Origin of the sequence: Egibacter rhizosphaerae (genome assembly GCF_004322855.1) — a bacterium.
Classification (GTDB): domain Bacteria; phylum Actinomycetota; class Nitriliruptoria; order Euzebyales; family Egibacteraceae; genus Egibacter; species Egibacter rhizosphaerae.
On sequence record NZ_CP036402.1, the window covers coordinates 2,947,423 to 2,969,829 of the forward strand.

Here is a 22,407-nt window from a genome sequence, read left to right on the forward strand (position 1 = left end):
CCCACAATCACCTTGCGCCAAGGGGACTACCCCCTAAACTAAATCATGCGCCCTAAAGGACCCATAATTGCCGGGCGAACGGGGCACCATTCAATTTACTGATAGTACCTCCGACTCAAGGTACCTCAGAAAGCCGGGGAGATCGATCACTGGAAGGGCGGACGCGCGTCGCACCTCGGCGCTAAGCGGTAGTACCGCTGCACACTCGACGAGAATTGCGCTCGCGCCAGAGGCTCGTAGTCGTTTGCAACTCTCTGCCAGAGAAATGGTAGCCTGGTACCAATCGGGGTCCACTTCCTGTGATCCACCCAGCCAATCCCACCCTGGCAGGGTACGGATTTCCTCGATCAGGAAGGCAGTTTCGAAATCATCCGACGGGTTTAGCCTTTGAAGGTGACGTCGGACGATGGGCTCATCAAACGCCAAGATTCCCAATGGAGGGCCGAAAATCTCCAGTGCAACCGACGACAATATAAGAGATGATAAGATTGTCGGTCGATCAGTCGAATCTCTTACGTCATCCTGGTAAGGGTCAGCCAGACCACAATTTGAGGCGATAATTCGGCTACCTCCAGCGACCAACCTATTGGCGGCGTGTAAGAATGCATCTTTGGCATCACCGTGAGCGATATCGACCAAAGATACTCCACTGAGGCGCTCAAGTCCTAAAGTTTGCCGGTATTCGGATGGATCGATAATTGACCCCTCTCCCGTCACCTTAGTGTCCGGCAACAGGACCATGCCAATGCCTGATCCTGAGTGTGGCTGTTGATGCGGAACTTGGTCATCTGAATGGCACACCTACGACTCCCCCTGTTTATAGCTGCTATCCAACTGCTAGGTGTTCAGTGCGTCCTGTTCGTGCGCCCTCACCGGCTCTCCATCGCTCCGCTCGTCGGATTTGGGGAGGCCGGGGAGAGAACGTGGTCCCCTCCAGCAGCAGGACCCGTATCGACTGCCCTTGCATTCTGACTGTCCGCCCTCCACGGTGGCTGTCTACTGCTGGCTTGCCCCACGCTTGGGATGCCTGCGCTCAGGTCGTGACGGGCAGGCCTTCTTTGAGGACGCCGGCGACGGAGACATCGGCGATCTTTGTGGCGTCGACGCCCCGCGGGTCGATGTCGAGCGCGACAAGGTCGGCGCGCTTGCCGACTTCGATGCTGCCCCGATCGTCACCGACTCCGAGCGCGTTAGCCGCGTGGCGGGTGTGGGCGCGGAGCCCGTCCATGACCGACAGCGCCTCGCCGGGGTCGAGGATCTCCCCGATGCAGGACTCGCGTGTCGTGGCGCACTGCACTCCGAAGAGCGGGTTGAACTGTCGGAGCTCCGCCCCGGCGACATCCGAGCTCGGGCCGAACTCGACCCCGCGCTGACGCAGCGATTCGAACGGGAAGAGGCCGGCGCGCGCGTAGTCGCCGAGGTAGTCGGGGATGAAGCTGCCGAGCGTCCACACAAAGCCGGCTTGGGGCACGAGCGAGACTCCTGCCCGCTGCCACCAGTCGATGGTCTCCTCCGAGGTCACGAGGTTGCCGGCATGCTCGAGTCGGACGGGCAGCGCGTTGCCGGCGTCAGCGGCCTCGGCCGCGATGGCCGCCTCGCACATGAGCCGCTGTGCCCACTCGCCGTTGACGTGCGCCGCGACTTGCAGGTCGCGCTCGCGGCAGCCACGGATGATCTCGGTGAGTTCGTCCTTGTCGTAAGCGAGCCGCCCGAACCACCCGGAGGTCCCACGGTATGGGCGCAGCACGGCCGCGCCGGCCGCGGAGAATCCGCCGTCGACGAAGATCTTTACGCCTGCGACGTCGAAACGGTCGTTGGCTAGCGCGGCGTGTTCCCCGTCATGGGCGTGATCCCAGCTGCTGCGCATCGACGCGGTCCCTGGCGCCCACACGTAGGCGCGGACGCCGAGCGGCAGCCGGCCTGCGCCTGTCTCGCCGCTGAGGATGCTCACGCCCTGCATCGTGTCGGTGATCTCGCCGATGCTCGTCACGCCTTGTTCGAGCAGGTAGCCCCGAGCGGTGGTGAGCATGGCCTCGGTCAGCTCGTCGGTGGACAGCTCCGGGATGGGGAGCGCGTAGAAGAGCTCTTGGATGACGCCGCTGTACCGGTCGTTGTCGTCGACGCGCAGGTGGGCGTCGCCGGTCGGCGAGGGCAGGCGCTCGAGCTGTTCGACAAGGCGTTCGAGACCCACGCCGTTCAGCACGGTGATGTGCGCGCCGAACCGGACAGCGATCGGGTGCGCGGTCGAAACGGTGTCTAGGTCGTCGCGGGTCGGCAACCGCTGGTCGCTGAACCGCCGGTCGGCAAACAAGCCGCCCTGCCCGACGAGCCAGCCGCCGCGCGCGTCGCGCAAATGTCTGGACTGGCTCAACGCGTCGAGCATGTCGGCGATGCTCGCGCACGGCGGCGTGCGACAGTCGACGGTGCCCCACATCGCGGAGCTGGTCATCTCTAGGTGCACGTGGGGATCGACGAAGCCGGGCATGAGGGGTCGCTCGTCCAGCTCGACCCGGGTGAGGTCAGCGAGGCTGGGATCGTCGGCGGTGGCGTCCCGTTCGACGATGCGCGCGATGCGTCCGCGATCGACGTGGACGTAGCCGTCGAGGGTGCGCCCGTCGGTGTCCATCGTGAGAACCCGAGACGAGCCGACGAGGAACTCGGCGTCGCCTTGGAGCGCGTCGAATCCCGCCCTAGCTGACACGGAAGCCCCTCCCGATACGACTGCGCGGGGTCATGAACTCGCGGATTCCGTCGATGCCGTTCTCGCGTCCATATCCTGAATGCTTGATGCCGCCGAACGGGATCCGCGGGTCCGAGACGCTCGGGCGGTTCACCCCGACCATGCCGGCCTCAAGGAGGCTTGAGAGGTTGTCGGCTTCCCTGGGGTCGTCGCTGTAGATGTAGTGGGCCAGCCCGTAGTCGGTCCGGTTCGCCGCAGCGACCGCCTCGTCGACCCGGTCGTAGGGTAGGAGCGGCAGTACCGGGCCAAAGATCTCCTCCTCGACCACCGGCCAGCTCTCGTCGGCGTTGGTGACGATCGCCGGGAGCACATAGTTCTCACCGAGCTCGCTGGAGCCAGCAGGCTGCAGCACCGACGCGCCAGCGGCTCTCGCGTGACCGAGCAGGTCCTGGATCTTCTTCGCGGCGGCGAGGTTGATCAGGGGGCCGACCTGGAAGCGGTCGTCGCGCAGGTCCCAGCCGACCGCGACCTCGTCGAGCTTCCCGCGCAGGATGTCGATCGCGTCGGACATCTGATCACGGACGATGTAGAGCCGGTTCGGGGAGATGCACGCCTGTCCTGAGTTGGCGAGCTTGCCGGCGAGCACGTCGGTGAGGCACTGCTCCAAGTCGTCGATTCTGCCGATGACGACTGCGGCGTTGCCGCCCAGCTCCAGCGAGACGCGCTGGAAGTGCTCGGCGGAGTTGCGCACCATTACGCGGCCGACCTCAACCGACCCGGTGAAGCTCACCTTCCGCAGAGACGGCCGCGCCATGAGGGACTCGACGACGGCGGCTGGCTGCGCGGTCGGGAGCACCGCGCCGACGCCCGCGGGCATCCCGGCGGCGTCAAGGTCCTGACCGATCAGCGCCGCAGTCATCGGCGTCTCCTCTGCTGGCTTCAGGATGAACGGGCATCCAGCGAGCAGGCTCGAGGCGACCTTGCGAATCGGCAGGGAGAGAGGGAAGTTCCAAGGGGTGATGAGCAGCGACGGCCCGACGGGCGCAAGGCCGACCTCAAGGTCTGGGTCGGAGCGGTACCTGCCCTCCTCTGGCCGTACAGCCTGCTCGTGCACTTCAAGCAGCTCGGCGAGCGTCGCGAGCGCGACATCGACTTCCTTGTCCGCGTTGCCACGCACCTTCCCGCTCTCAAGCGCGATCGCGGCTGCGTAGAGTCCGCGTCGCGCAGCGATGCGGTCGCGCAGGCCAGCCACGAGCGCGGCTCGGGCTTGGACTGACTCGGCCTCCCACCCGGGTTGGGCCCCTACTGCCGCCGATAGCGCTCGACCTGCCTGGTCCGGCTCGCAGTCAGGCACTTCGGCGACGGTCTTGCTCAGCCCCGGCGCATCGACCGGGAAGGTGCCCGCGTACATGGGCCGCTCGAGCCGTCCGTCGATGAGCGCCCCCGCCTCAGCGACGCCGACGAGCTCCCCTACCGTCTCGTCCGCATGATCGGGCACTGTCACCATCCTCCCTCCCTGTTGCTCAGAGCACGGCGCTCTGCCGCGAGCTCGGCGCAGACTTGCATGGCGAACCCGCCTTTCGGCCAGCCCGCGTAGATGGCGGTGTGCAAGATGGTCTCGAACAGATCGTCGGTGTCGATGCCCTCGTCAAGAGCGGCGCGCAGGTGGTGCTTCGCCGCTCCTTCGGACTGGCCGCTGACGACCAGACCGATCGTGAGTAGTCGCCTCTCCCGTGAGGAGAGGCCCTCTCGGGCCCAGACCCCGTCGAAGACCATCGACTGGGTGAGGTCGCGCCACTGCTCGCGCCATGCCTCGACGTCGATCTCTTGTCGGTCAGCCATCGTGGGCTCCTTGGGTCAGGAAGCTGGAGCGCCAGTACCCGAGGGGGGGCGGTCGGCGGTGTCGCTATCGACGACCCGGCCCACCACGATTTCGTGGTCGCCACCAGGGTAGGTTTCCCAGAGTTCCAGCCGGGCCCACGCGAGCCACGAGGCCGGGATCGCCAGCCCCCCCTCGGTGCGTTGCACCTCGACGTCGGCGAACGGATGGGCACCCGGCTGGGCGAACTTCTGGGCGGTGAGGCGGCTGTGGTCGCTGTCGTCGAGGATAGCCACGGCGAAGGCGGCGTGGTGGTGGATCGCCTCCAGCGTCGCGGAGTGAGGGGTGAGGCAGGTGAGCAGCAGCGGGGGATCGAGGCTGAGGCTCGCGAAGGAGCTCACCGTGCAGCCGTAGTCGTGCCGTCCCTGTCGCGCGCTGACGACGGCGACACCGGTGAGGAACGAGCCGGCGAGGCCCTTGAACGCGTCGGCGTGGACGCCCTGCGGGCGGGCTCGGCGCGCCATCGCTTCGTGCTGGGTACTGACGGACTTCATCGTCATCGCGGCCTCACTGTCGTCTGCCACCGGGCCTTGCGAACTCCGAGGCATCGCCAACTCACGCGAGGAGGTCGTCGCGGAGTTTGCCGAACTGCTGGATCGCGCGGATCGTCTGCTCTTGGTCTGCTCCGAACGTCACGTTGAGGTTGAGGATGTCAACGCCGGCGTCACGATAGAGGCGCGTCTTGTCGAGGACCTCCTCGTAGGTCCCAACAAGTAGGCGCTCCCTCATCGCCTCAAGGGTCGGCTCTTCTGCTTGGACCTGTGGCCTGACGATGCCGCACTCGTCGGCATTCTGCGAGAAGTCGTGGAGTTGCTGATGAATCCGCCAACCTTCGCGCAGCTCCTCGAGGTTGCGCCACACCGCCGCGTCGTCGGGGCAAATGAACGCGTACCGGGTGATGCCGATGTGGTTGGCGGTCGCTCCGCCTCGTCGCTGCCCTTCGCGGAACGAGGCGACGACATTGCGCATGTGCTCGACGTCCCAGAGGAACAGCGAGTTCAGGACGTGGTACCCGCGCGCCGCGGCGTCCTCAACCGCAGGCGGGGACTGCGCCGCGACCCACACCGGGGGGCCGGGCTGCTGGCGCGGTCGCGGCCAGACGTAGGCGCGGTTGAAGCTGATGTGCTCGCCGTGCTGCTCGGCGGGCTCGTCGGGGTTATGCCAGATCGCCTCGAGCCCGGTGAGCGTCTCGATAAAACGGTCCCGGCTCTCCCCGAAGGGGATGCCGAAGCCCTCGAACTCGTACTTGTAGGCGCCGCGCGCCACGCCGAGGTCCAGCCGCCCGTCCATCAGCTGGTCGGTCGCTGCGATCTCCCCGGCGAGGCGCAACGGCTCGTGAAAGGGCAGCACAACCGCGGCGGTGCCGACGCGGCAGCTGACGTGCTGAGCGAGGTTGGAGGCGAGCAGCAACGCGGAGGGGGCGGGCAGGAACTGGACTAGGTGGTGCTCGGGCGCCCAGACGCGAGTGAAGCCGCTCTCGTCCGCGGCGATCGCCGCATCGATCATCCGCTCATAGATGCCGTCAATATCTGCGGGACGGTTCACCTGGTACGACAGGAACAAACCCAGCTGCATGCGGTAACCCCTTCCCTTCCGCTTCGGCGCACCGCGCTTGATTGCCTACAGCGAAGGTTAGGGACGGCAACCGCGATTGGCTTCCTACACTTTCGGGGAATCTGTCTCCCGCCGCTGCTTCCCATCGTTCAACCCGTGGCCCAGCGGCACCGCTCCGCCGCTCCAGTGTCTTGGCGCTGACGCTAGCCCTGGCTATTCGCGTCGGTTAGGCGTGGGGTGGGTGCCTGGAATGAGATGACCCCTTGGCCTGCGAGGATGCGGTTTGTCGAGAACACGCACCCGAGACCAAGGGGTTCATCGTGCGGGTGAAGGCTAACAGCACCGCAGGGCGTTTCGACGTTACCGATGACGGCGTCGGCGTGGAGGGTCGTGCGGGCTTGTCGCTGCCGGCACAGGTCGCCAACCGCACGGGGCTGACTCGGGCGCTGTCGGGCGCGCTGTCGAGGTGCGGTCGTGGCGCGAGCATGACCCTGGGGTGGTGGCCCGCGATCTGGCGGTGATGCTCATCGACGGCGGCGAGGCCACCGCTGATCTCGCGCGCCGCGATCCCGACTTGTTCGGTGAGCACGCCGGGCAGCACACCGCGTCGCAGCCCACGGCGTGGCGCACCATCGAGGCGATCGCCGCCGACGAGCTCGTCCTGACTCGCTGCTTGGGTTCAAGGGGTGGTCGCAACACTTCGGCAGGGAGGGGTTGCGATGGGAGAGCGCAAGCGTCGACAGGCTGACCGTGCGGGGCGTCCGGCGATGCGGTCGCCGGGACGTCCGTCGGTTGGCGGGCGTGAGCATCGTCAGCGGTTCTGGGTGGCGGTGGCCGCGGGCGCGTCGAGCGATGATGCCGCTACGACGGCCGGCGTGTCGCCAGCCGTCGGGACCCGTTGGTTCCGAGAGGGTGGTGGTATGCCAACAGTTAGTCTTGCGCCGCGGTCGGGGCGCTACCTGTCGTTCGCCGAGCGCGAGAGATCGCGATCCTGCGCGCCCAGAAGGTAGGGATTCGCGAGATCGCCGGTCGCGTCGGGCGCGCCGCTTCGACGGTCTCGCGGGAGCTGCGCCGCAACGCCGCGACCCGCGGCGGCGCGCTCGAGTATCGGGCGAGCACCGCGCAGTGGCACGCCGACCGGCGCGCCGCCCGCCCGAAGGTCGCCAAGCTCGCCGCGCACGAGGGGCTGCGCGACTACGTGCAGCAGCGCCTGGCGGGCACGCTCACCAGGCCCGACGGGGCCGCGGTGCCCGGCCCGCAGGTGCCGTGGAAGGGCCGTGGTCGCGGGCCACGACAGCCACGCCGGTGGGCCAGCGCGTGGAGTCCCGAGCAGATCAGCAACCGACTGGCCGTTGACTTCCCCGCAGACGCGATGATGCGGATCAGCCACGAGGCCATCTACCAGTCCCTCTACGTGCAAGGCCGCGGCGCGTTGCGCCGCGAACTGACCGCGTGCCTGCGCACCGGCCGGGCACTGCGCGTGCCCCGCGCCCGCGCCCACCGCCGGCGAAAGACCTTCGTCACCCCAGAGATCATGATCAGCCAACGCCCCGCTGAGGCCACCGACCGGGCCGTGGCCGGCCACTGGGAGGGCGACCTCATCCTCGGGCTCGAGAGCTCGGCGATCGGCACGCTGGTCGAGCGCACCACCCGGTTCACCATGCTGCTGCATCTGCCCCGCCTCGACGGCCACGGCCAGCCTCGCGTCAACAACGGGCCGCCGTTAGCCGGCCACGGCGCCGAGGCCGTCCGCGACGCCACCGCCACCGCGCTCGCCGGGCTGCCCGAGAAGCTGCGCCGCTCGCTGACGTGGGACCAAGGCGCCGAGATGGCCCAACACGCCCAGCTGCGCCTCGACACCGGCCTGGCGATCTACTTCTGCGACCCCACAGCCCCTGGCAGCGCGGCACCAACGAGAACACCAACGGGCTGCTGCGCCAGTACTTCCCAAAGGCACCGACCTCTCCAAGCACGGCCCCGACGAGTTCACCGCCGTCGCGTACACACTCAACGCCCGACCGCGCAAGACCCTCGGCTGGCAAACCCCCGCCGAAGCCCTCAACGACCACCTACACTCACCTCCACAAGGCCGTGTTGCGACGAGCCCTTGAATCCGCCCAGCACACCTCGCTGGCGTTCACCGACGCGCTCGTCGACGCTGGCATCGCCGGATCCATCGGCAGCGTCGGCGACGCCCTCGACAACGCGCTGATGGAATCCGCGATCGGGCTGTACAAGACCGAGTGCGTCCGCGCCGACTCGCCGTTCCGCCGCGGGCCACTGCGCACCCTGGCCGACGTCGAGCTGATCACCGCCGAGTACGTCCACTGGTTCAACCACCAGCGCCTCATGCACCGCCTCGGCCGCATCCCGCCGGCTGAAGCCGAGGCCCGCTACGATGCCGAGCACGTGACCGACCAGCAGGCCGGTTCACAGACACCCGAGGGTGCATGAAACCCGGGACGCTTCAGCTGCGCATGCCCAGGGATCCGTGGAGGCGTCTTTCGTTGTACCAGTCCACCCAGCCGGAGGTCGCGTACTCGACGTCGGCGATGGTGCGGTATGGCGGCTCTTCGTCTCGAAGCGTGGAGCTGGGGCTGATGGTTGGCCCGCTGGAGGCTCCTTCGTGAACGCCTAACGCCTCCTGAGAAATCGCGGGTGTCCAAGCTCGCGAACCAGGAGGCGTCAGGTGGGTGTCGAGGTAGTGCAGCCGATGCTGTCATGCTCGGATTGCCCGAGTTCCGGGTGTTGGCCTCGGTTGAGGTCGACGGGGAGCTCGAGCTGCTCGTCGAGACGACCGCCGATCGGGACTGGTGCCGGGACTGCGGGGTCAGGGCCCGGTCGCACGACCGTCGGGAAGTGCCCGTCCGCGACGTGGCGGCGTTCGCCCGGCCGACGACGTCGAACTCGCCACCCTCGAGTACATCAACTGGTTCAACCACAAACGCATCCACACCGCCATCGGCAGACCCCCCGCCGAACACGCAGCCGCCTACTGGAACGCCCACAACGACCTGCATCACACCCCGGCAATCCAATAACTACACTCTCTACAAAACCCGGGGAGTTTCAGCTGGCTAATCAAACGCCGAACTGTGTCACAAACTCAGACACAGGTCACCTCCGAGGCCCGACCTCTGGCCGTAATGCGGATGGCACGATGTCAGCCTCTCACACTGTTATAACGACAGTCCCAGCTCTCGCGTCACTTCTCCGGGAGGCGCCCCAATCAGAGTCCGGCATCCGGCACAAACCCAAGGCACTGGCTACCGTCAACCCTCACCGTTACCTGTTGCCCAACCTCTGCACGTCTCCGCACATCCTCACAGTCAACAGTCACACCCCTATAAAGCTCCACAATCGCTATTTGCTTCAAACCGCGGAAAACAACGCCACGAACAACACCAGGCCAGCCACCCGGAGGCTCCGGACTGAGCCCTTCATGCATAACCATATTCTCGGGACGAACTCCAACCGCCATTCCATCTCCCTGGGCTAGCCCAAGGGGACGAACAGGCGACTCAACCAGGACTTGCATACCCGAACCTACATCAACGGCGTAACCGTCCTCAAAGCAATCGACAACCGTACCGGAGAACGTGTTTAACTCTCCAACGAAGTTCGCGACAAACCAAGTACGCGGCTCATGATAGACCTCCTTCGGGCCCTCAACCTGCTCTACCCGACCCTCATTCATCACCGCGACGCGATCCGACATCGTCAAAGCCTCTTCCTGATCATGCGTAACATAAAGCGTCGTAATCCCAGCCTCTTGCTGAATTCGCCGGATCTCCAACTGCATGGACTGTCGAAGTTGGGCATCCAAAGACGACAACGGTTCATCAAATAACAAGAGACGCGGCTCAATTGCCAGCGCCCTAGCGAGCGCAACTCGCTGCTGTTGTCCACCACTCAACTCACCCGCACGGCGTGACTCGAATCCCGTCAACTGCACCACATCCAACATCCTCCTCACGCTAGCCCGGATGGCGGGTTTCGACCATTTGCGCATCTGAAGGCCAAACGCAACGTTGCCCTCAACGGTCTTATGGGGAAACAAGGCAAAGTTCTGAAACACCATACCGATATCTCGTTTACGGGGTGGAACGATTGTGATGTCATCGCCTAGCACGATCCGGCCGGCTCCGGGAAACAAGTGTCCGGCCACAAGGCGCAAAGCCGTAGTCTTGCCTGACCCAGACGGGCCCAAGAGGGTCAGGAACTCTCCCGGCTCAACCGTTAGACTAAAGTCTGACAGAGCCCTTGGCTGATGGTGAGGGCCCGACCTGCCGTTGGAGTAAGAGAACGACACTCCATCTAACCGCAACTCATAGGCTTCCGGCTTGCTAGACGCGCGGCCAGCGATCCCTCGTTCCGCCATACTTGTGCTCATAATGCTACACTCCTAGCTAGCTCGCAAGCTATAAGGACGAGCTCCGGAGGCCGCCAGTGCGATACCATATCAAGGTAGCAAACCCCGCCACGACGATCAAAACACTGGCTGCCGCGAAGAGTTGCGGTGAGAGCGAAAACTGGGCAGCGAAGAATAGCTCTACTGGCAGGGTACTGGCGCCCGCACCCCCAAGGAACAGAGACACTGGCACATTTTGAAATGATATGAGGAAGGCGAAGAACGCTGCAGCGAGGATGGAAGGTCGCAACATCGGCAATGTAATGCGCCAGAAGGCCTGTACCGGCGTGGCACCAAGGCCCTCGGCGGCCTCCACTATTCGTGGATCTGTCTTCAAAAGGCCTGCGACAACGGTAGTGATCACAAAGGGCGTTGCAATCACCACATGCCCCACCAGTAGTCCCGGCAAAGTACCCACAAGGTTAAAGCCTGCGCCCTGGACTAGTATGTACGCTTGGAATATCGCTACCCCCGTAACTACCTGCGGCATCGTCAGGGGGGTCCGCAAACCGGTCTCAAGCAACGACTTCCCGCGAAAGTTAGCGCGGTACATCCCCAGGGCCGCTGGTACACCCAGGAGGACGGCTGCGGAGGCAGTCATTCCCGCAAGTAACATGCTTCGCAGGCCCGCTGCCCAGAGACTCCCAGGGATCGTCCTATACCACTGAAAAGTGAATCCGTCGGGAGGGAACGACACCCTTCCCGCAGCATTCAAGGAGGTCAAAACTACCATTACCACTGGGGCAACGACGAAAACGAGGACGATGACGCTAAACATGTACAATACGCACTTCCCGGGAGGGGGAATCAGCAGTCGGAAATCTCGCGCTTTGCCACCTACGCCCGGTGCGGGTCGATGGCTCATCGCTTTCCTGCGTGCAATCATCATTCCTACCGGCTCCGTGCAACAAGTCGACGGGTGGCCAGAGTGGCAGCAACCGACGCCAAGCCAATAATCAGCACGAGGGCAACCGAGGCCGTCGCTGCAGCAGGATAGTTAAGCGCCGTCTGCATTTGGTTATATATATAGACTGGAATCCATGGCACTAGGCCACCGCCGAGGATGGCCGGTGTGGTGAACGACCCGGCTGCGGTCGCCATGACCAACAGAGACCCTGCGACTATTCCCGGCCAGCTCAAGGGAACAACTACACGGCGCATGACCTTGGACCAAGACGCACCGAGCCCAGCTGCAGCGTCCTCGAGTTCACGAGGTATGGACATAATCGCTGGGGTGCAAACCAGTACCATGTAGTGAAGCTCAACGTGAATCATGGCAGCGATCACTGCGGCCCTCGTCTGCAGCAAGTCCAATCCGTCTGCGCTCAGCCCAGCGCCTCTTAAGGCTACATTGATCGGACCTTCGCCCCCTAACAACATCAGCCATCCCAGTGTCTGAACCACCGCACTTAAGAACGACGACGCAATCACACCAAATAGCAAGACGGTACCCCACCGTGCTGACCGTGCAATCACGTAGGAAATAGGAAAACCCACCGCCGCAGTGAATATGACGATCGCCACGACCAACGCTAGCGATTCGACGAACAGCGTTCTAAGTTGCGGATCCGTTATTAACGCTTCCCAGTTCTGTGTGGTGAGCCCGCTGTCAAACTCAGCGGGCCCGCCATAAGGCCTGACACTTCCTAACCCAAACACAGTCAATGGTAGCGCGAAGGCGGCGAGATTGAAAACCAAGACCGGCGCGATCAACCACCAGCTGCGCCGACGGCTCCTTGTCTCCAACTCTTGCCCCCCACCCGCCGCCGTAGGGCCTGTCACTTAGTTACCGAACAGCCCGGGCCACCGGTCTGCAATTTCGTCAGTTTGGGGGACCAGGTCATCTACCGGCATGGTGTAGAGGTCATCAACATCTTCTTCGGTTAAGAAACGGTCTTCCTCAACAGCGTCCGCATCCAACGATTCCGACGCCTCTACTACGGTCGGTTCCGTCTCGGTTTCCTCCATCATCGGGACTAAGGCATCCGGATCGAAATGCATGTCAATCAATCGATGGGCCAAAGCTCTTGTCTCGCCGTCAAGGTCCGCCATTACCTGCATCGCAGTGCTGCGAACCAGAATACCCTCGTATCCTTCAACCGTAGGGAACACAAGCTCCACGGGTTCCCCTTGCTCTTGCAACTGGTACACCCGTCCAGGCGTTGTGGTCCACGCCCACACATCGCCACTCACGATCTGCGTGTCCACTGCGGCCGATGAGCTGTACACTTGATTGACCTCAAGCTCGGACAACCTGTCGTAACCGGGCTCAAGATTGCTCATATCCTCTCGTCCTGCCAACAGGTTAGCCATAACAAGCGTGGGCAGCGCCATCTCGACACTACTATCGGGTACGGCGACGCGGCCGGCTAGGTCCTCGTGCCAAAGCGCCTCCCAGCTATCCGGCGGCGTGTCCACGCCAGCATCCTCAAGTGCCGCCTCATTGTAACCAAAGGCCAACCTGTACCACGTCAGGGCTGGAGTATATCCAGGCTCAATGACCGCTTCGTCAAACACTCCTTCCACATTTGGAGCAGAGCTGGCATCTATTTCGTCGATCAACTCCCGATCGATCAATTCGGCTATTTGGGTCTCATCGAAGATCGCGACATCGAAGCCGGGATCGCCCCCGCCCGCCGCCAGCAGCCGAGCGAAGTTGTCGCCGGGGTTGCCTTCCACATATTCAATCGTTGCGCCAGTTTCGCTTTCGAACTCGTCACCTACATGTTCGTTGAAGGCGTCATGCCATGTGCCACCGAAGGACGCGAGCCGGATAGTCTCGCCCTCGAAGTCATCCGACGCTTCTTCCGAAGAGTCGTCTGTTCCATCCGCTCCGTCAACATCACTCCCGTTGCCGCACCCTACCAAAACAGCCGATCCAAGGAGCGCCAGCGGAATCAGACAACGCCAGCCGGTAGACACAACGCCCAAACTCGTCGAAAACATTATGCACTCCCTTTCGGGTATAAGTCATCCTGTCTCCGCCGGCCCCCACGCCACTAGAGGTTTTCGTCCGTTTCCACGAGTTCGTACACTACTCGATCTGGCCCCTCTGTTGTGATCTCCTGAAAGGCGGTGATGGTTGCCTGGGCCTTCGAATTGGCCAAGGCCGCGCGCAACTGTTCCTCGCTGTCCCAGAGTCCATAGATCATGTATTGCGTCTCGTCCTCTGTGGACCGCAACAGATGACGGAAATGGTGTCCGGTATTAGCTTTCATTATCGGTGCATTGCGCTTCCAGTTGCTCTCCCATTCCTCTGTCTTGTCCGCCGCCACCCGGGCGGTAACTACGAAGGCAATCATCACTTTCACCCTTTCCCTGCACGGGGTCGGAGAGTCCTGCGGTGGTTTGAATCCTGACGTCTCCAACCTTGTCAACTTGGGGTTAGTTAACCAACAAAGGCGGGGACGACCTCCTTGGATAATAGCTCCATCGAGCGTATTAGTTCAGAAACGGTCCGCGCTTGCACTATCGTCCCGACTTCGATCGCGCCGGCTTGTTTGAACGGCCGGAGTTTGGACGCGACCTTGTCAGGCGTACCCACCGCAAGGGTCGCTACATCGAGTGTGCCAAAGCGCCTGAATTCGCCAGATGCGTGGGCAATCGTTTCGGCTTGGCCTTGGGTCTCGCCGATCGCCACCCATATCTGCGGACATATCTCGACATCCCTGGGCTGGCGAGATGATCGATCGGCTGCGCTATAAAGGATCTCTCGCTTCCGCTGGATCTCATCATAGGAAAGGCCCACAAATGTCCATCCGTCCGCCAGTCTACCGGCTCGGTCGACTCCTGCGTCCGAATTCGCCATGTAGTGTATGGGCAGGTGAGGCTGCACTGGTTTGGGCGTTAGCTGCAGGTTTTCTATACTATAGTGGTCTCCGGCAAATGTAGTGGTTTTTTCCTGCAACAGTTTGTGGGTTAAGGTGATAAATTCGTCGAGTGCGCGACCCCTTCCTCTTGGTTGCGTGCTTCCGAAGTTTTGACTGTATTCTTCTGGGTACCCCCCGATGCACAGCCCGAGGGTATGTCTTCCTTGACAGAGCACATCTAGAGTCGCGGCCTGTCGAGCGGCTAGCACTGGTGTGCCACGCACCGGAGCGACCAATGCCCCGTGTTTGAGCCTTATGGTACTTGTGTATGCAGCAAGGTAGGGCAGTGTGGTCGCGGGCTCGTAGAAGGTGGGCGCCGGTTCATCATCCGTGCGGAGGCGATTTGGTATGGTAGAGTGGTCGTTAGTCCACAAGGCGGAGAATCCCAAACCTTCCGCGGCCTGCGCTATATCGATGAATGCTTGAGGCCCTGCGAAGCCGGGCGGATAAGTTACCCCTTCCCGGCAAGTCGGCAGTCCGATGCCAAAGCGCATACTTTGAGACCCTCCCGCTGTTGATGTTGGTCATTTGGATAGAGTGTTTACGAGGAGTGGCTCGTCGGAGCTGACGACAGGCTGGCAGCGTTGCGGATTGAAGTTTGCCCCGCCCCTTGCAGGCCCGGCAGCCGCCCAGCGCCCAGCCGATTGGTCTTGTAGTCGCGCATCGTCGCGTGTTCGCGGCGGGCGGGTCGCACCTGTGGGTGGCCGCCGCCGCGGAGGTGAGCGAGCGAGCTGACGCTGGGCCAGTAGAGGTCGCCCGCGTCGGCTGCCGGACCGGAGGTGGCGGTATTGGCCGGTGGGCCATACCAGGAGCGCCGGCACAGCGGCGCTGCAGACCGGGGTGACTATTGTCGTCAGTAGGCTGGACGACAGCAAACCTACGCTCCGCAGCTGGCGCTTTCTGCGGATCGCCACTGAGGCGATCAATGGCAGTCGCGGATGAGACGTATCTCGCGTGCCGTCGAGTCAATGGGTCCACCTGAATCGAGGGGTCCACCTGATCGAAGGTTTCAGGTGACCCGTCGTTCGCGACTCTGGGCGGAGGACGCCCCGTCCTGCCTCAAGCGCGGCACCCACACCTTCGAGTTGCATGCCCTTCCCTATCCGCGGCCCCGTGAGGAACGCATCGAGCAGCCTAGGCCGCGTCTGGCCGGTAAGCTTCCTACGGTTCCTAGGAATCTGTGGGGGGCCGGTTCCTCCGGTGCCCGGGACGGAAGGAATCTGGCTCTACGCCACCAATCGTTGAGTCCGTCTCCTGAGTCTCGCTGCGGGTTGATCTTGCCATGCGACGCCGCCGCAGTGCGGCAGGGGCCGTAGCCGGTAGTTCTCGAAGCGGCGGAAGCCTCTGCCGACGCGCTTGATGTGCTTAGAGGCCGCGCCAATAGGGGGTGGTCGGTGGGGCCCGACCGCACCGCTGACCGCACAACTGCGCAGCGCCGCCGCACAAGAGGCGCGATCCCGAGACTGAAACCCCCCGGATTTTGTAGAGGGCGTGGTTATTGGATTGCGGGGGTGTGATTCAGGTCGTTGTGCGCGTTGCAGTGGGCGGCTTCGTGTTCGGCGGGGGGTCGGTCGCCGATGGCGGTGTGGATGCGTTTGTGGTTGAACCAGTTGATGTACTCCAGCGTGGCGAGTTCGACGTCGAGGGCGGCGGGCCAGGGGCCGTGACGGCCGATGAGCTCGGTCTTGTACAGCCCGATCGCGGACTCGATGAGCGCGTTGAAGCTCCTATAGATGTCAAGGGCGTCTATGCGGCCAAGTGAAGCCGTTCGTCGGTGGTCTGGGTGGGTGGGAGCAGGTGGTAGAGCTCGCGGGCGAGGTAGCGCTTGAGGCAGCGGATGATCTCGCGCTTGGACTTGCCTTCGGCGGTGCGGCGCGCGACGTAGGTGCGCGTGGGTTCGTGCCAGCGCATGCGCACGACGACGGCGCGGAACAGCGCGGAGTTCGCTTGTCGGTTGCCGCCACGGTTGAGCCGGTGGCGGGTGGTCTTGCCCGATGAGGCGGGGATGGGGCAGACGCCGCAGAGCTTGGCGAACGCGGCTTCGGAGCGGATGCGGTCGCCGTTGTCGCCGACGGCGATGAGCAGTTCGGCAGCGATGTCGGGGCCGACGCCGAAGGCGTCGAGCAGCTGGGGTGCTGCGGCCTGGGTGCGCTGGGTGAGCTGGCGCGCCAGCGTCTTGGCCTCGGCGTGAAGGGCGAGCCAGCGGCGCGCGAGCACGCCGAGCACGTGGCGCATCGCGGTGTCGGGGCAGGCGAGCTCGTCGTCGGAGTCGAACGCGGCGCAGGCGGTGACCAGCTTGAAGTTCGACAGCGCCTCGAGTTCGGCGCGCAGGTCGTCGCTGGCGGTCACCAGGGTCGCCTTGAGCGTGACCATGGTCTGGCTCTGCGCCTTGACGGCGGTATCGCGGGCGACCTTGAGCAGTCGCAGTGTCTCGATGTCGCCGTCGCTGGCCTTGGGCGCGACCGTGGCCGTGCCGGCCAGCACTTGGCGGGCGGCGTGCTCGGCGTCGACGGGGTCGCTCTTGCCCGCGGCGCGCCGCTGGTCCTTGCGCGGGGGACGGCTGACCTCGATCACGCGGCGAGCGTGGCGGCGCAAGAACCGCGCGAGCCCGATGCCGTAGCTGCCGGTGCCCTCGACGCCGAAGGCGACCACGCGTCCCTGAGCATCGGCCCAGGCCAGCAGCTCGGCGTAGCCGTCGTTGGTGGCTGGGACGCAGCGTTGCTCGAGTCGTCCGCCGAGCCCGTCGAGGGTCACGGCCACGTGCTGGTCCTTGTGGGTGTCGACTCCGACGATGACATCGGAGCGCTCAAGCGCGATGCTGGTCATGGCCGTTGATCCTCTCGCTCGCACGGTCGACGGTCACACTCGCCGGTCGGGCGGGCGGACAGGACTGCGAGGGGACCTGGTGTGGTCAGGCTCCTATGAGGTCACTGCCCGCTCGGCCGGTGAGCCATCTCGGTGCTGCCGCCCCGCGCGATCGACAAGTCAACGCCAGGACACTCGGTCAGTCGTAAGCAAGGGTCAGACCGCCGGAGCGGCAGCAAGAGGATCATCGCAGTCGTAGCTGTCGCCGACCGAGCCCATTGAGGCGGTGATGCGTTCGAGGTCGAGACGGTCGGCGTAGCGCACGCTGGTGTATTGACAGCCCCTATCGGAGTGGTGGATGAGCCCGTCGAGGGCGCCGCCGCGGCGGTGCAGCGCCTGCTCGAGCGCGGCCAGCGGCAGGTCGGCGGCCAGGCTGGTGCCCACTGCCCAGCCCACGATCCCGCGGGTGTACACGTCGGTGATCAGCGCGGCGTAGCAGAATCCGCCGCGCTCGAGCGGCACGTAGGTCAGATCCGCGCACCACACCTGATCGGGGCGCGCGGCGGTGAACTCGCGGTCGACCAGGTCAGGCAGCGTCTGCGCGGCGGCACGGTCGGGGCTGGTGGTCGTGGGCGCCGTGTTGCCGCGACGCACTCCTTGCAGGCCCATGGCGCGCATGAGCCGCTCGACGGTGCAGCGCGCCACGGCGATGCCCTCGCGGCCCAGCTCGATCCACACCTTGCGGGCGCCGTACACCTGGAAGTTGGCGTCGTAGACCCGCTGGATCTGCTCGCGTAGGTACTCGTCGCGCAGCGCCCGATCCGACGGCGGGCGGCGCTTGTAGGCGTAGTAGGTCGACGGGGCGATCGGCAACTGCGCGCAGATCGGCTCGACCCCGAGCTCGACCTTGTGATCGTCGATGAAGGCAACCATCACCGGCGTGGGCGGTCGAGCTCCGCCGACGCAAAATACGCCGACGCTTTGCGAAGGATCTCGTTCGCGCGTCGCAGCTCGGCGTTCTCCGCGCGCAGCCGCTTGTTCTCCTCATGCTCAGCGCTGCTGGTGCCCGCGCGCTCGCCGTCGTCGATCTCGGCCTGCCGGGTCCAGTTACGCAACGTCTCAGGGTTGATGTCCAACTGATCGGCGACGCGCTTGATCGCGCCGCGCTCGTCGATGTCGCGGACCATACGCACAGCCCGCGCCTTCAGTTCCTCGGGGTACTTACGTGGTGCAGCCATGGAGCCACTCTCCTTCCCAAACTCCACGCTCTCCACCATCCCCGGGGCGTCCCACCAGCCCTTGGGACACCGTGGACCGCCGCGTCCAGCGCTGCAGCACCGCCCGGTCCGCCTCGGGCAACACCACCGGCGCCACCTTGGGCCCCCGCCGCGCCATCGCCTGCGACTGGCTTCGCGCATCGGCCAGACCAGCCATCCCCTGCTCAGCGAACCGCCGCCGCCACGTCGACACGGTCGGCTCACTGCAGCCGAGCTCGTCCGTCAGCTCCCGGTTGGAGCGGCCCTCGGCCGCGCCCAGCACAATCCGGGCCCGCACCCGCTCACGCTCACCCCCCTGCAGGACCAGCCCCTCGAGCTCCTCGCATTGCCGGCCGGTCAGCACCACCGGCACAGCCTTGCGGCCCGGACGTCCCATCTGCTCAGCATGCACGCTCATACCGGCAGGCTGCCACACCAACCAGCAAAACCTAGTACCTAACCCACAGTAAACTTTAGCTACAGGACACTAGGAGCCTCATCGCTCACCGAACAGTCGCCGCAGCCTGCAGGCCAGAAGGAGCGCGAACCGCGCGTCGGGGTCCTCGAGATCCATCCCAAGCAGGCCCGCGGCCCGGTCGAGGCGGTATCGAAGCGTGCTCACATGGATGTGCAACTCGCGGGCGACAGCTTGGAGCTTTCCCGTCGACGACAGGAGCACCTCGACGGTGTGCACGAGGTCCGAACCTGACGCCTCGTCGTACTCGAGCAGCGGCCCGATGGTGTCGTCGATGAACGTGGCGGCGCGCCCGTCAGCGCCGGCGCCGAGAAGGAACCCGAGGGTGCCGTACTCCTCGTAGGCCGTCGCCCCGCCAGCGCCGAACAGCGAGGCGAGCTGTCCGCACTCGTCCCACATGCGCTTGCCGTCCCGGGGCAGCACTCCCGGGGAGCTGATGAGCACGGCAACCGCGTCCCGGTCGATGCGGGCGCTGTCGAGCAGGGCGGTGACGCGCGCCTTGACGTCGTCGGTGGTGGCGGCGGGTCGGGCAATGAGAGCGAGCCCGTCGCCGACCCAGCCGCCGGAGACGAGCCCGCTGTGCTCGCTGCGCCAACGGGGCTCCAGCAGCGGCAACGAGTCGATGAGTCGGGAGGCGTCCTGACCGGCGGCGGGCAGGATCTTGACTAGACGCTCGCCGCCGGCGGTGCTGACGCCGAGCTTGGTGAGGCGGACGCGGAGTACAACGGGCTCGTCCTCGCAGGCGACGAGTTCGGCGATGATCTCGTCGCTGAGCTCTTCGAGGTCGTGTGCGAGCATGAGGCTGCGCGATACGGCGAGCTGGGCGCCGACGCTGGCGAGCAGGTCGAGGGCGCGTTCGACGCCGTGCTCGTTGCTATCGCGGACGACGTGGACGCGGATCGCGTGCCGCGGCCACTGCCCGAGCGTGAACGAGCGTGCGGTCACAGTCCCGTACGTCTCGCCGGCGTGGTCCTGCAATCCGATCTCCGCGCTCGGGGCAGGATGGCCGGCGTCGTGGTCGTGACGGGTGGGGTGCACGGCCACACTCTCGGCGCGGGCGATGGCGGCGCTGGCAGGCGCGCAAACATGGACCACCGCGCCGCTGTCGTCGCTGAGGATGATCGACGCGTCGTAGCTGTCGGCGACGCTCTCGAGCAACTCTTCGAGGCTGTCCCCCCGTTGAACCGCATCGACGAGCTTGCTGGTCGCCGACACCGAGTTGGTGAGCCGGGCGATGTTGCGGCGGTCCTCAGCGACTTTGCGCGCGTTGACGAGCGCGATCGAGGCGAGGTCAGCGACGGTCTCAAGAAACTCAACCGCCTCCCCTGAGATGGGCCCGGGGGCGCGAGACTGCACCGACAGTTGCAACGGCGCGCCGTGGGGGTGCATCTCCCGCAGCGGTAGCAGGGCGCCGCTGCGGTAGCCCCGCTCGCGGGCGTCCTCAGCGTAGAGCCGATATTCGCTATTCTGCGCATCGTCGATGATTATGGGCTCGAGGCTGTGCAGTGCGTCCCGGATCGGGATCTCGGCGATCGGCCAGACCCGCAGCCGGCTGGCGTCCGACCACGTTAGCTTATCTTCGCGGGCGATGACCTCGGCTGTCCCGTTGGCAGCGTCGAGTGCGGTGATCCAGCACAGGTCCCATTCGGTGTTGGCGGCCACGGAGGATACGATGGAGTTCAACAACGAGTCGAGGTCCAGGTTCGAGCTCACCGCCGACGCGATGTTGCGCAGGGCGTTGAGCTCGCTGCGCGTCTCGGGCTGAGCCATCCGGGGCACTAGAAGGTCTCGCCTTGCTGGACTGCTTGTAGGAACCGCCGGGTGGTGGCGTGCGCCGGCTCGCTGAAGAACTTGCTGGGTGGCGCGACTTCGACGATGCGGCCGCTATCCATCTTCACGGCGGTGCTGGCGGCCTCGCGGGCGAAGCGCATCTCGTGGGTCACGGCGAGCATCGTCATGCCGGTGCCCGCGAGTTCCTTCATGATAGCGAGCACTTCGCCGACCATCTCGGGGTCATGCGCGGAGGTCGGCTCGTCGAACAGCAGGACGTCGGGGTCCATCGCGAGCGCGCGGGCGATGGCGACGCGCTGCTGCTGCCCTCCGGATAGCGTGGGGGCTTCTTGTCAGCGAAGCTGGCGAGCCCGACGCGCTCCAGGAGGCTGTAGGCGCGCTCCTTGGCGGCGTGCTGCGCGACGCCTCTCACCTTCTGGGGCGCGAGCGCGACGTTGTCGAGCGCGGTGAGGTGCGGGAAGGTCTCGAAGCTCTGGAAGACTATCGCGGTTCGGGTCCGCAGCTCGATCGTGAGGTTGTGGTTTTGCTTTGCGATCTGGGGGAAGAACTGCCTTCCACCGATGTGGAGCTGGCCGGCGTCGGGTTCTTCTAGGAGGTTGGAGCAGCGCAGCAGCGTCGACTTGCCGGAGCCGCTGGGGCCCATGATGCAGACCGTCTCGCCGCTGCGGACTGCGAGGTCGACCTCGTCGAGGGCTACGAACTGACCGTACCGTTTCGACAGGTCCTTCCATTCGGGCGCGAGCCCGAGATCTGTCATCGGCCGGTTCCTCTCTGTCGACTGGCGGGCGATTATCTCCCCGGAGCCTGTGCTGGGTGCCACGGTCGTTCCCCCTTAAATATTGCTTCGCCTGGCGGTGCCACGGAGTCGGCGCTCGGCAACGGCGACGAGCTTGGTCAACGGCAGGGTGAGCATGAGGTACAGGACCACGAGCAGCGCGGAGATCTCGAGCAGGTTGCCGGTGCGTGTCATCTCGTTCCGCCCGACGTAGAGCATCTCGGTCGCTCTGACCGCAGCGGCGAGCGTCGCCACTTTGGTGAGGGTTGCGAAGGAGTTCATGAGCGGCGGCACGGAACTCGATATCAAGGTCGTACACCTCGGCGAAGGAGTCAAACTGCTCTCCTTCGATGCCGCCGAGGCTCCCGTCCGGCTCGATGACCACCGCGGGGGGCTTGCCCCCAGACCGCGATCGTGAGCACCCCGTCCTCGACGAGGTCCATTTCGTCGGACGGATCATCGCCCCCGCCGCAGGCCGTGAGGAGCATTGCCAGCGTGGCGAGCACGACTGCCGAAATTGCGTACCGTCTGTACCGCGGGGGAGAGTCATTAAGAGGACTCCCATTAAGAGGACTCCTTGTCCGCGTCTCCGTCCGCCCTTGCAGGCTCATAAAGATGGTCCTCGTGGACCGTAGTAGCCACAAGCTAATGGCTCCACCGTTTGGGGGACACCAACGGTTTGAACGAGATCGGGGGCGGCCGTTCTCCACTTCTTGGGACGGCTGACCCGGGTCCGGACCCGGCGGGTAACTCCGAGTGGGGAGCTGCCCGCCACCTGCTCCCAACCCCGGCATAGATCGCCCTCAAGCCTCGATTATTCGTGCGCCCAGCACAGCGGAGGTGATGTGTAGTTGACCATCGCGACAGGCTCGTCGTCGCCTGCCGGTGGGAGTCCGGTCCGGGTAGCTGCCA

The 22,407-nt window shown here is 64.8% G+C and carries 22 protein-coding genes, 4 pseudogenes and 1 other annotated feature; of the genes and pseudogenes, 5 read left to right on the forward strand and 21 right to left on the reverse strand.

Going from position 1 to position 22,407, the window contains the following annotated elements; genetic code table 11:
- Positions 1 to 1,033 precede the first annotated feature (1,033 nt).
- From ER308_RS13840 to ER308_RS13860, 5 genes are all read right to left on the reverse strand, one after another.
- A complete protein-coding gene (locus ER308_RS13840) occupies positions 1,034 to 2,701 on the reverse strand; it encodes an amidohydrolase (RefSeq protein ID WP_131155533.1) in 1,668 nt (555 codons plus the stop codon).
- Positions 2,691 to 4,091, reverse strand: coding sequence for an aldehyde dehydrogenase family protein (locus tag ER308_RS13845; protein WP_165492089.1), 1,401 nt, complete (start codon positions 4,089 to 4,091; stop codon positions 2,691 to 2,693). The genes ER308_RS13840 and ER308_RS13845 overlap by 11 nt, the downstream gene beginning before the upstream one ends.
- Positions 4,092 to 4,180: 89 nt before the next feature.
- The gene (locus ER308_RS13850) at positions 4,181 to 4,522 is read right to left on the reverse strand and encodes a carboxymuconolactone decarboxylase family protein (RefSeq protein WP_131155535.1); all 342 of its coding nucleotides are present in this window, start codon (positions 4,520 to 4,522) and stop codon (positions 4,181 to 4,183) included.
- 15 nt (positions 4,523 to 4,537) lie between these two features.
- Positions 4,538 to 5,059, reverse strand: a complete 522-nt coding sequence (locus ER308_RS13855; protein ID WP_165492090.1) for a flavin reductase family protein — start codon at positions 5,057 to 5,059, stop codon at positions 4,538 to 4,540.
- 55 nt (positions 5,060 to 5,114) lie between these two features.
- Positions 5,115 to 6,134, reverse strand: coding sequence for an LLM class flavin-dependent oxidoreductase (locus tag ER308_RS13860; protein WP_131155537.1), 1,020 nt, complete (start codon positions 6,132 to 6,134; stop codon positions 5,115 to 5,117).
- A gap of 478 nt (positions 6,135 to 6,612) precedes the next feature.
- On the opposite strand from ER308_RS13860, the gene ER308_RS13865 reads away from it, so the two are divergent.
- The 3 genes and pseudogenes from ER308_RS13865 to ER308_RS21690 form a co-directional block, all read left to right on the forward strand.
- Positions 6,613 to 6,861 carry a hypothetical protein gene (locus ER308_RS13865; RefSeq protein ID WP_131155538.1) on the forward strand — a complete coding sequence of 83 codons (249 nt, stop codon included), beginning with the start codon at positions 6,613 to 6,615 and terminating at the stop codon, positions 6,859 to 6,861.
- A pseudogene (locus ER308_RS21685) lies at positions 6,833 to 8,224 on the forward strand (IS30 family transposase). The gene ER308_RS13865 and the pseudogene ER308_RS21685 overlap by 29 nt, the downstream one beginning before the upstream one ends.
- A gap of 49 nt (positions 8,225 to 8,273) precedes the next feature.
- Positions 8,274 to 8,567, forward strand: a pseudogene (locus tag ER308_RS21690) (integrase core domain-containing protein); the annotation flags it as partial.
- A 13-nt stretch (positions 8,568 to 8,580) separates the two neighbouring features.
- Here ER308_RS21690 and ER308_RS13880 read toward each other — a convergent pair.
- Positions 8,581 to 8,679: pseudogene (locus ER308_RS13880) on the reverse strand (integrase core domain-containing protein); the annotation flags it as partial.
- Between the two features lie 247 nt (positions 8,680 to 8,926).
- Here ER308_RS13880 and ER308_RS23240 point away from each other — a divergent pair.
- Entirely contained in the window at positions 8,927 to 9,154 is a 228-nt protein-coding gene (locus ER308_RS23240; RefSeq protein ID WP_165492092.1) for an IS3 family transposase, read from the forward strand.
- Between the two features lie 188 nt (positions 9,155 to 9,342).
- Here ER308_RS23240 and ER308_RS13895 read toward each other — a convergent pair whose 3' ends face one another.
- The 15 genes and pseudogenes from ER308_RS13895 to ER308_RS13960 all read right to left on the reverse strand — a co-directional run bounded on the left by ER308_RS13895 (position 9,343) and on the right by ER308_RS13960 (position 21,777).
- Entirely contained in the window at positions 9,343 to 10,506 is a 1,164-nt protein-coding gene (locus ER308_RS13895) for an ABC transporter ATP-binding protein (RefSeq protein WP_131155540.1), read from the reverse strand.
- A 28-nt stretch (positions 10,507 to 10,534) separates the two neighbouring features.
- The gene (locus ER308_RS23245; RefSeq protein WP_131155541.1) at positions 10,535 to 11,413 is read right to left on the reverse strand and encodes an ABC transporter permease; all 879 of its coding nucleotides are present in this window, start codon (positions 11,411 to 11,413) and stop codon (positions 10,535 to 10,537) included.
- Positions 11,414 to 11,415: 2 nt separating this feature from the next.
- Positions 11,416 to 12,237 (reverse strand): ABC transporter permease, encoded by an 822-nt coding sequence (locus tag ER308_RS13905; protein ID WP_165492094.1) that lies wholly within the window; start codon positions 12,235 to 12,237, stop codon positions 11,416 to 11,418.
- Between the two features lie 69 nt (positions 12,238 to 12,306).
- The gene (locus ER308_RS13910; protein ID WP_131155543.1) at positions 12,307 to 13,470 is read right to left on the reverse strand and encodes an extracellular solute-binding protein; all 1,164 of its coding nucleotides are present in this window, start codon (positions 13,468 to 13,470) and stop codon (positions 12,307 to 12,309) included.
- 53 nt (positions 13,471 to 13,523) lie between these two features.
- The gene (locus ER308_RS13915) at positions 13,524 to 13,826 is read right to left on the reverse strand and encodes an antibiotic biosynthesis monooxygenase family protein (protein WP_131155544.1); all 303 of its coding nucleotides are present in this window, start codon (positions 13,824 to 13,826) and stop codon (positions 13,524 to 13,526) included.
- A gap of 86 nt (positions 13,827 to 13,912) precedes the next feature.
- On the reverse strand, positions 13,913 to 14,887 hold the full coding sequence (locus tag ER308_RS23250) for an LLM class flavin-dependent oxidoreductase (protein ID WP_131155545.1): 975 nt from the start codon (positions 14,885 to 14,887) through the stop codon (positions 13,913 to 13,915).
- A gap of 1,001 nt (positions 14,888 to 15,888) precedes the next feature.
- Positions 15,889 to 16,227 carry an integrase core domain-containing protein gene (locus ER308_RS22505; protein ID WP_131157031.1) on the reverse strand — a complete coding sequence of 113 codons (339 nt, stop codon included), beginning with the start codon at positions 16,225 to 16,227 and terminating at the stop codon, positions 15,889 to 15,891.
- Positions 16,140 to 17,219, reverse strand: a complete 1,080-nt coding sequence (locus ER308_RS13930) for an IS110 family RNA-guided transposase (RefSeq protein WP_131155546.1) — start codon at positions 17,217 to 17,219, stop codon at positions 16,140 to 16,142. Before ER308_RS13930 ends, ER308_RS22505 begins: the two co-directional genes overlap by 88 nt.
- A gap of 195 nt (positions 17,220 to 17,414) precedes the next feature.
- Positions 17,415 to 18,131: an IS3 family transposase gene (locus tag ER308_RS13935; protein WP_131155547.1), complete on the reverse strand. Its 717-nt coding sequence runs from the start codon at positions 18,129 to 18,131 to the stop codon at positions 17,415 to 17,417.
- Positions 18,057 to 18,173: a sequence feature (AL1L pseudoknot), on the reverse strand. (Overlaps the previous gene by 75 nt.)
- Complete coding sequence (locus tag ER308_RS21695) at positions 18,131 to 18,436, reverse strand: transposase (RefSeq protein WP_165492095.1); 306 nt, start codon at positions 18,434 to 18,436, stop codon at positions 18,131 to 18,133. It overlaps the preceding feature by 43 nt. Before ER308_RS21695 ends, ER308_RS13935 begins: the two co-directional genes overlap by 1 nt.
- On the reverse strand, positions 18,420 to 18,872 hold the full coding sequence (locus ER308_RS13945) for a helix-turn-helix domain-containing protein (RefSeq protein WP_131155549.1): 453 nt from the start codon (positions 18,870 to 18,872) through the stop codon (positions 18,420 to 18,422). The genes ER308_RS21695 and ER308_RS13945 overlap by 17 nt, the downstream gene beginning before the upstream one ends.
- A 78-nt stretch (positions 18,873 to 18,950) precedes the next feature.
- On the reverse strand, positions 18,951 to 20,699 hold the full coding sequence (locus ER308_RS13950) for a helix-turn-helix domain-containing protein (protein WP_131155550.1): 1,749 nt from the start codon (positions 20,697 to 20,699) through the stop codon (positions 18,951 to 18,953).
- A gap of 8 nt (positions 20,700 to 20,707) precedes the next feature.
- A complete protein-coding gene (locus ER308_RS22510) occupies positions 20,708 to 20,935 on the reverse strand; it encodes an ATP-binding cassette domain-containing protein (RefSeq protein WP_240732153.1) in 228 nt (75 codons plus the stop codon).
- Positions 20,936 to 21,010: 75 nt separating this feature from the next.
- Positions 21,011 to 21,477: pseudogene (locus ER308_RS22515) on the reverse strand (ATP-binding cassette domain-containing protein); the annotation flags it as partial.
- 75 nt (positions 21,478 to 21,552) lie between these two features.
- Positions 21,553 to 21,777, reverse strand: coding sequence for a hypothetical protein (locus ER308_RS13960; RefSeq protein WP_131155551.1), 225 nt, complete (start codon positions 21,775 to 21,777; stop codon positions 21,553 to 21,555).
- Between ER308_RS13960 and ER308_RS21700 the strand changes: the two genes are divergently transcribed.
- The gene (locus ER308_RS21700) at positions 21,776 to 21,913 is read left to right on the forward strand and encodes a hypothetical protein (RefSeq protein ID WP_165492096.1); all 138 of its coding nucleotides are present in this window, start codon (positions 21,776 to 21,778) and stop codon (positions 21,911 to 21,913) included. The two genes, ER308_RS13960 and ER308_RS21700, sit on opposite strands and share 2 nt — an antisense overlap.
- Positions 21,914 to 22,407: the final 494 nt, after the last annotated feature.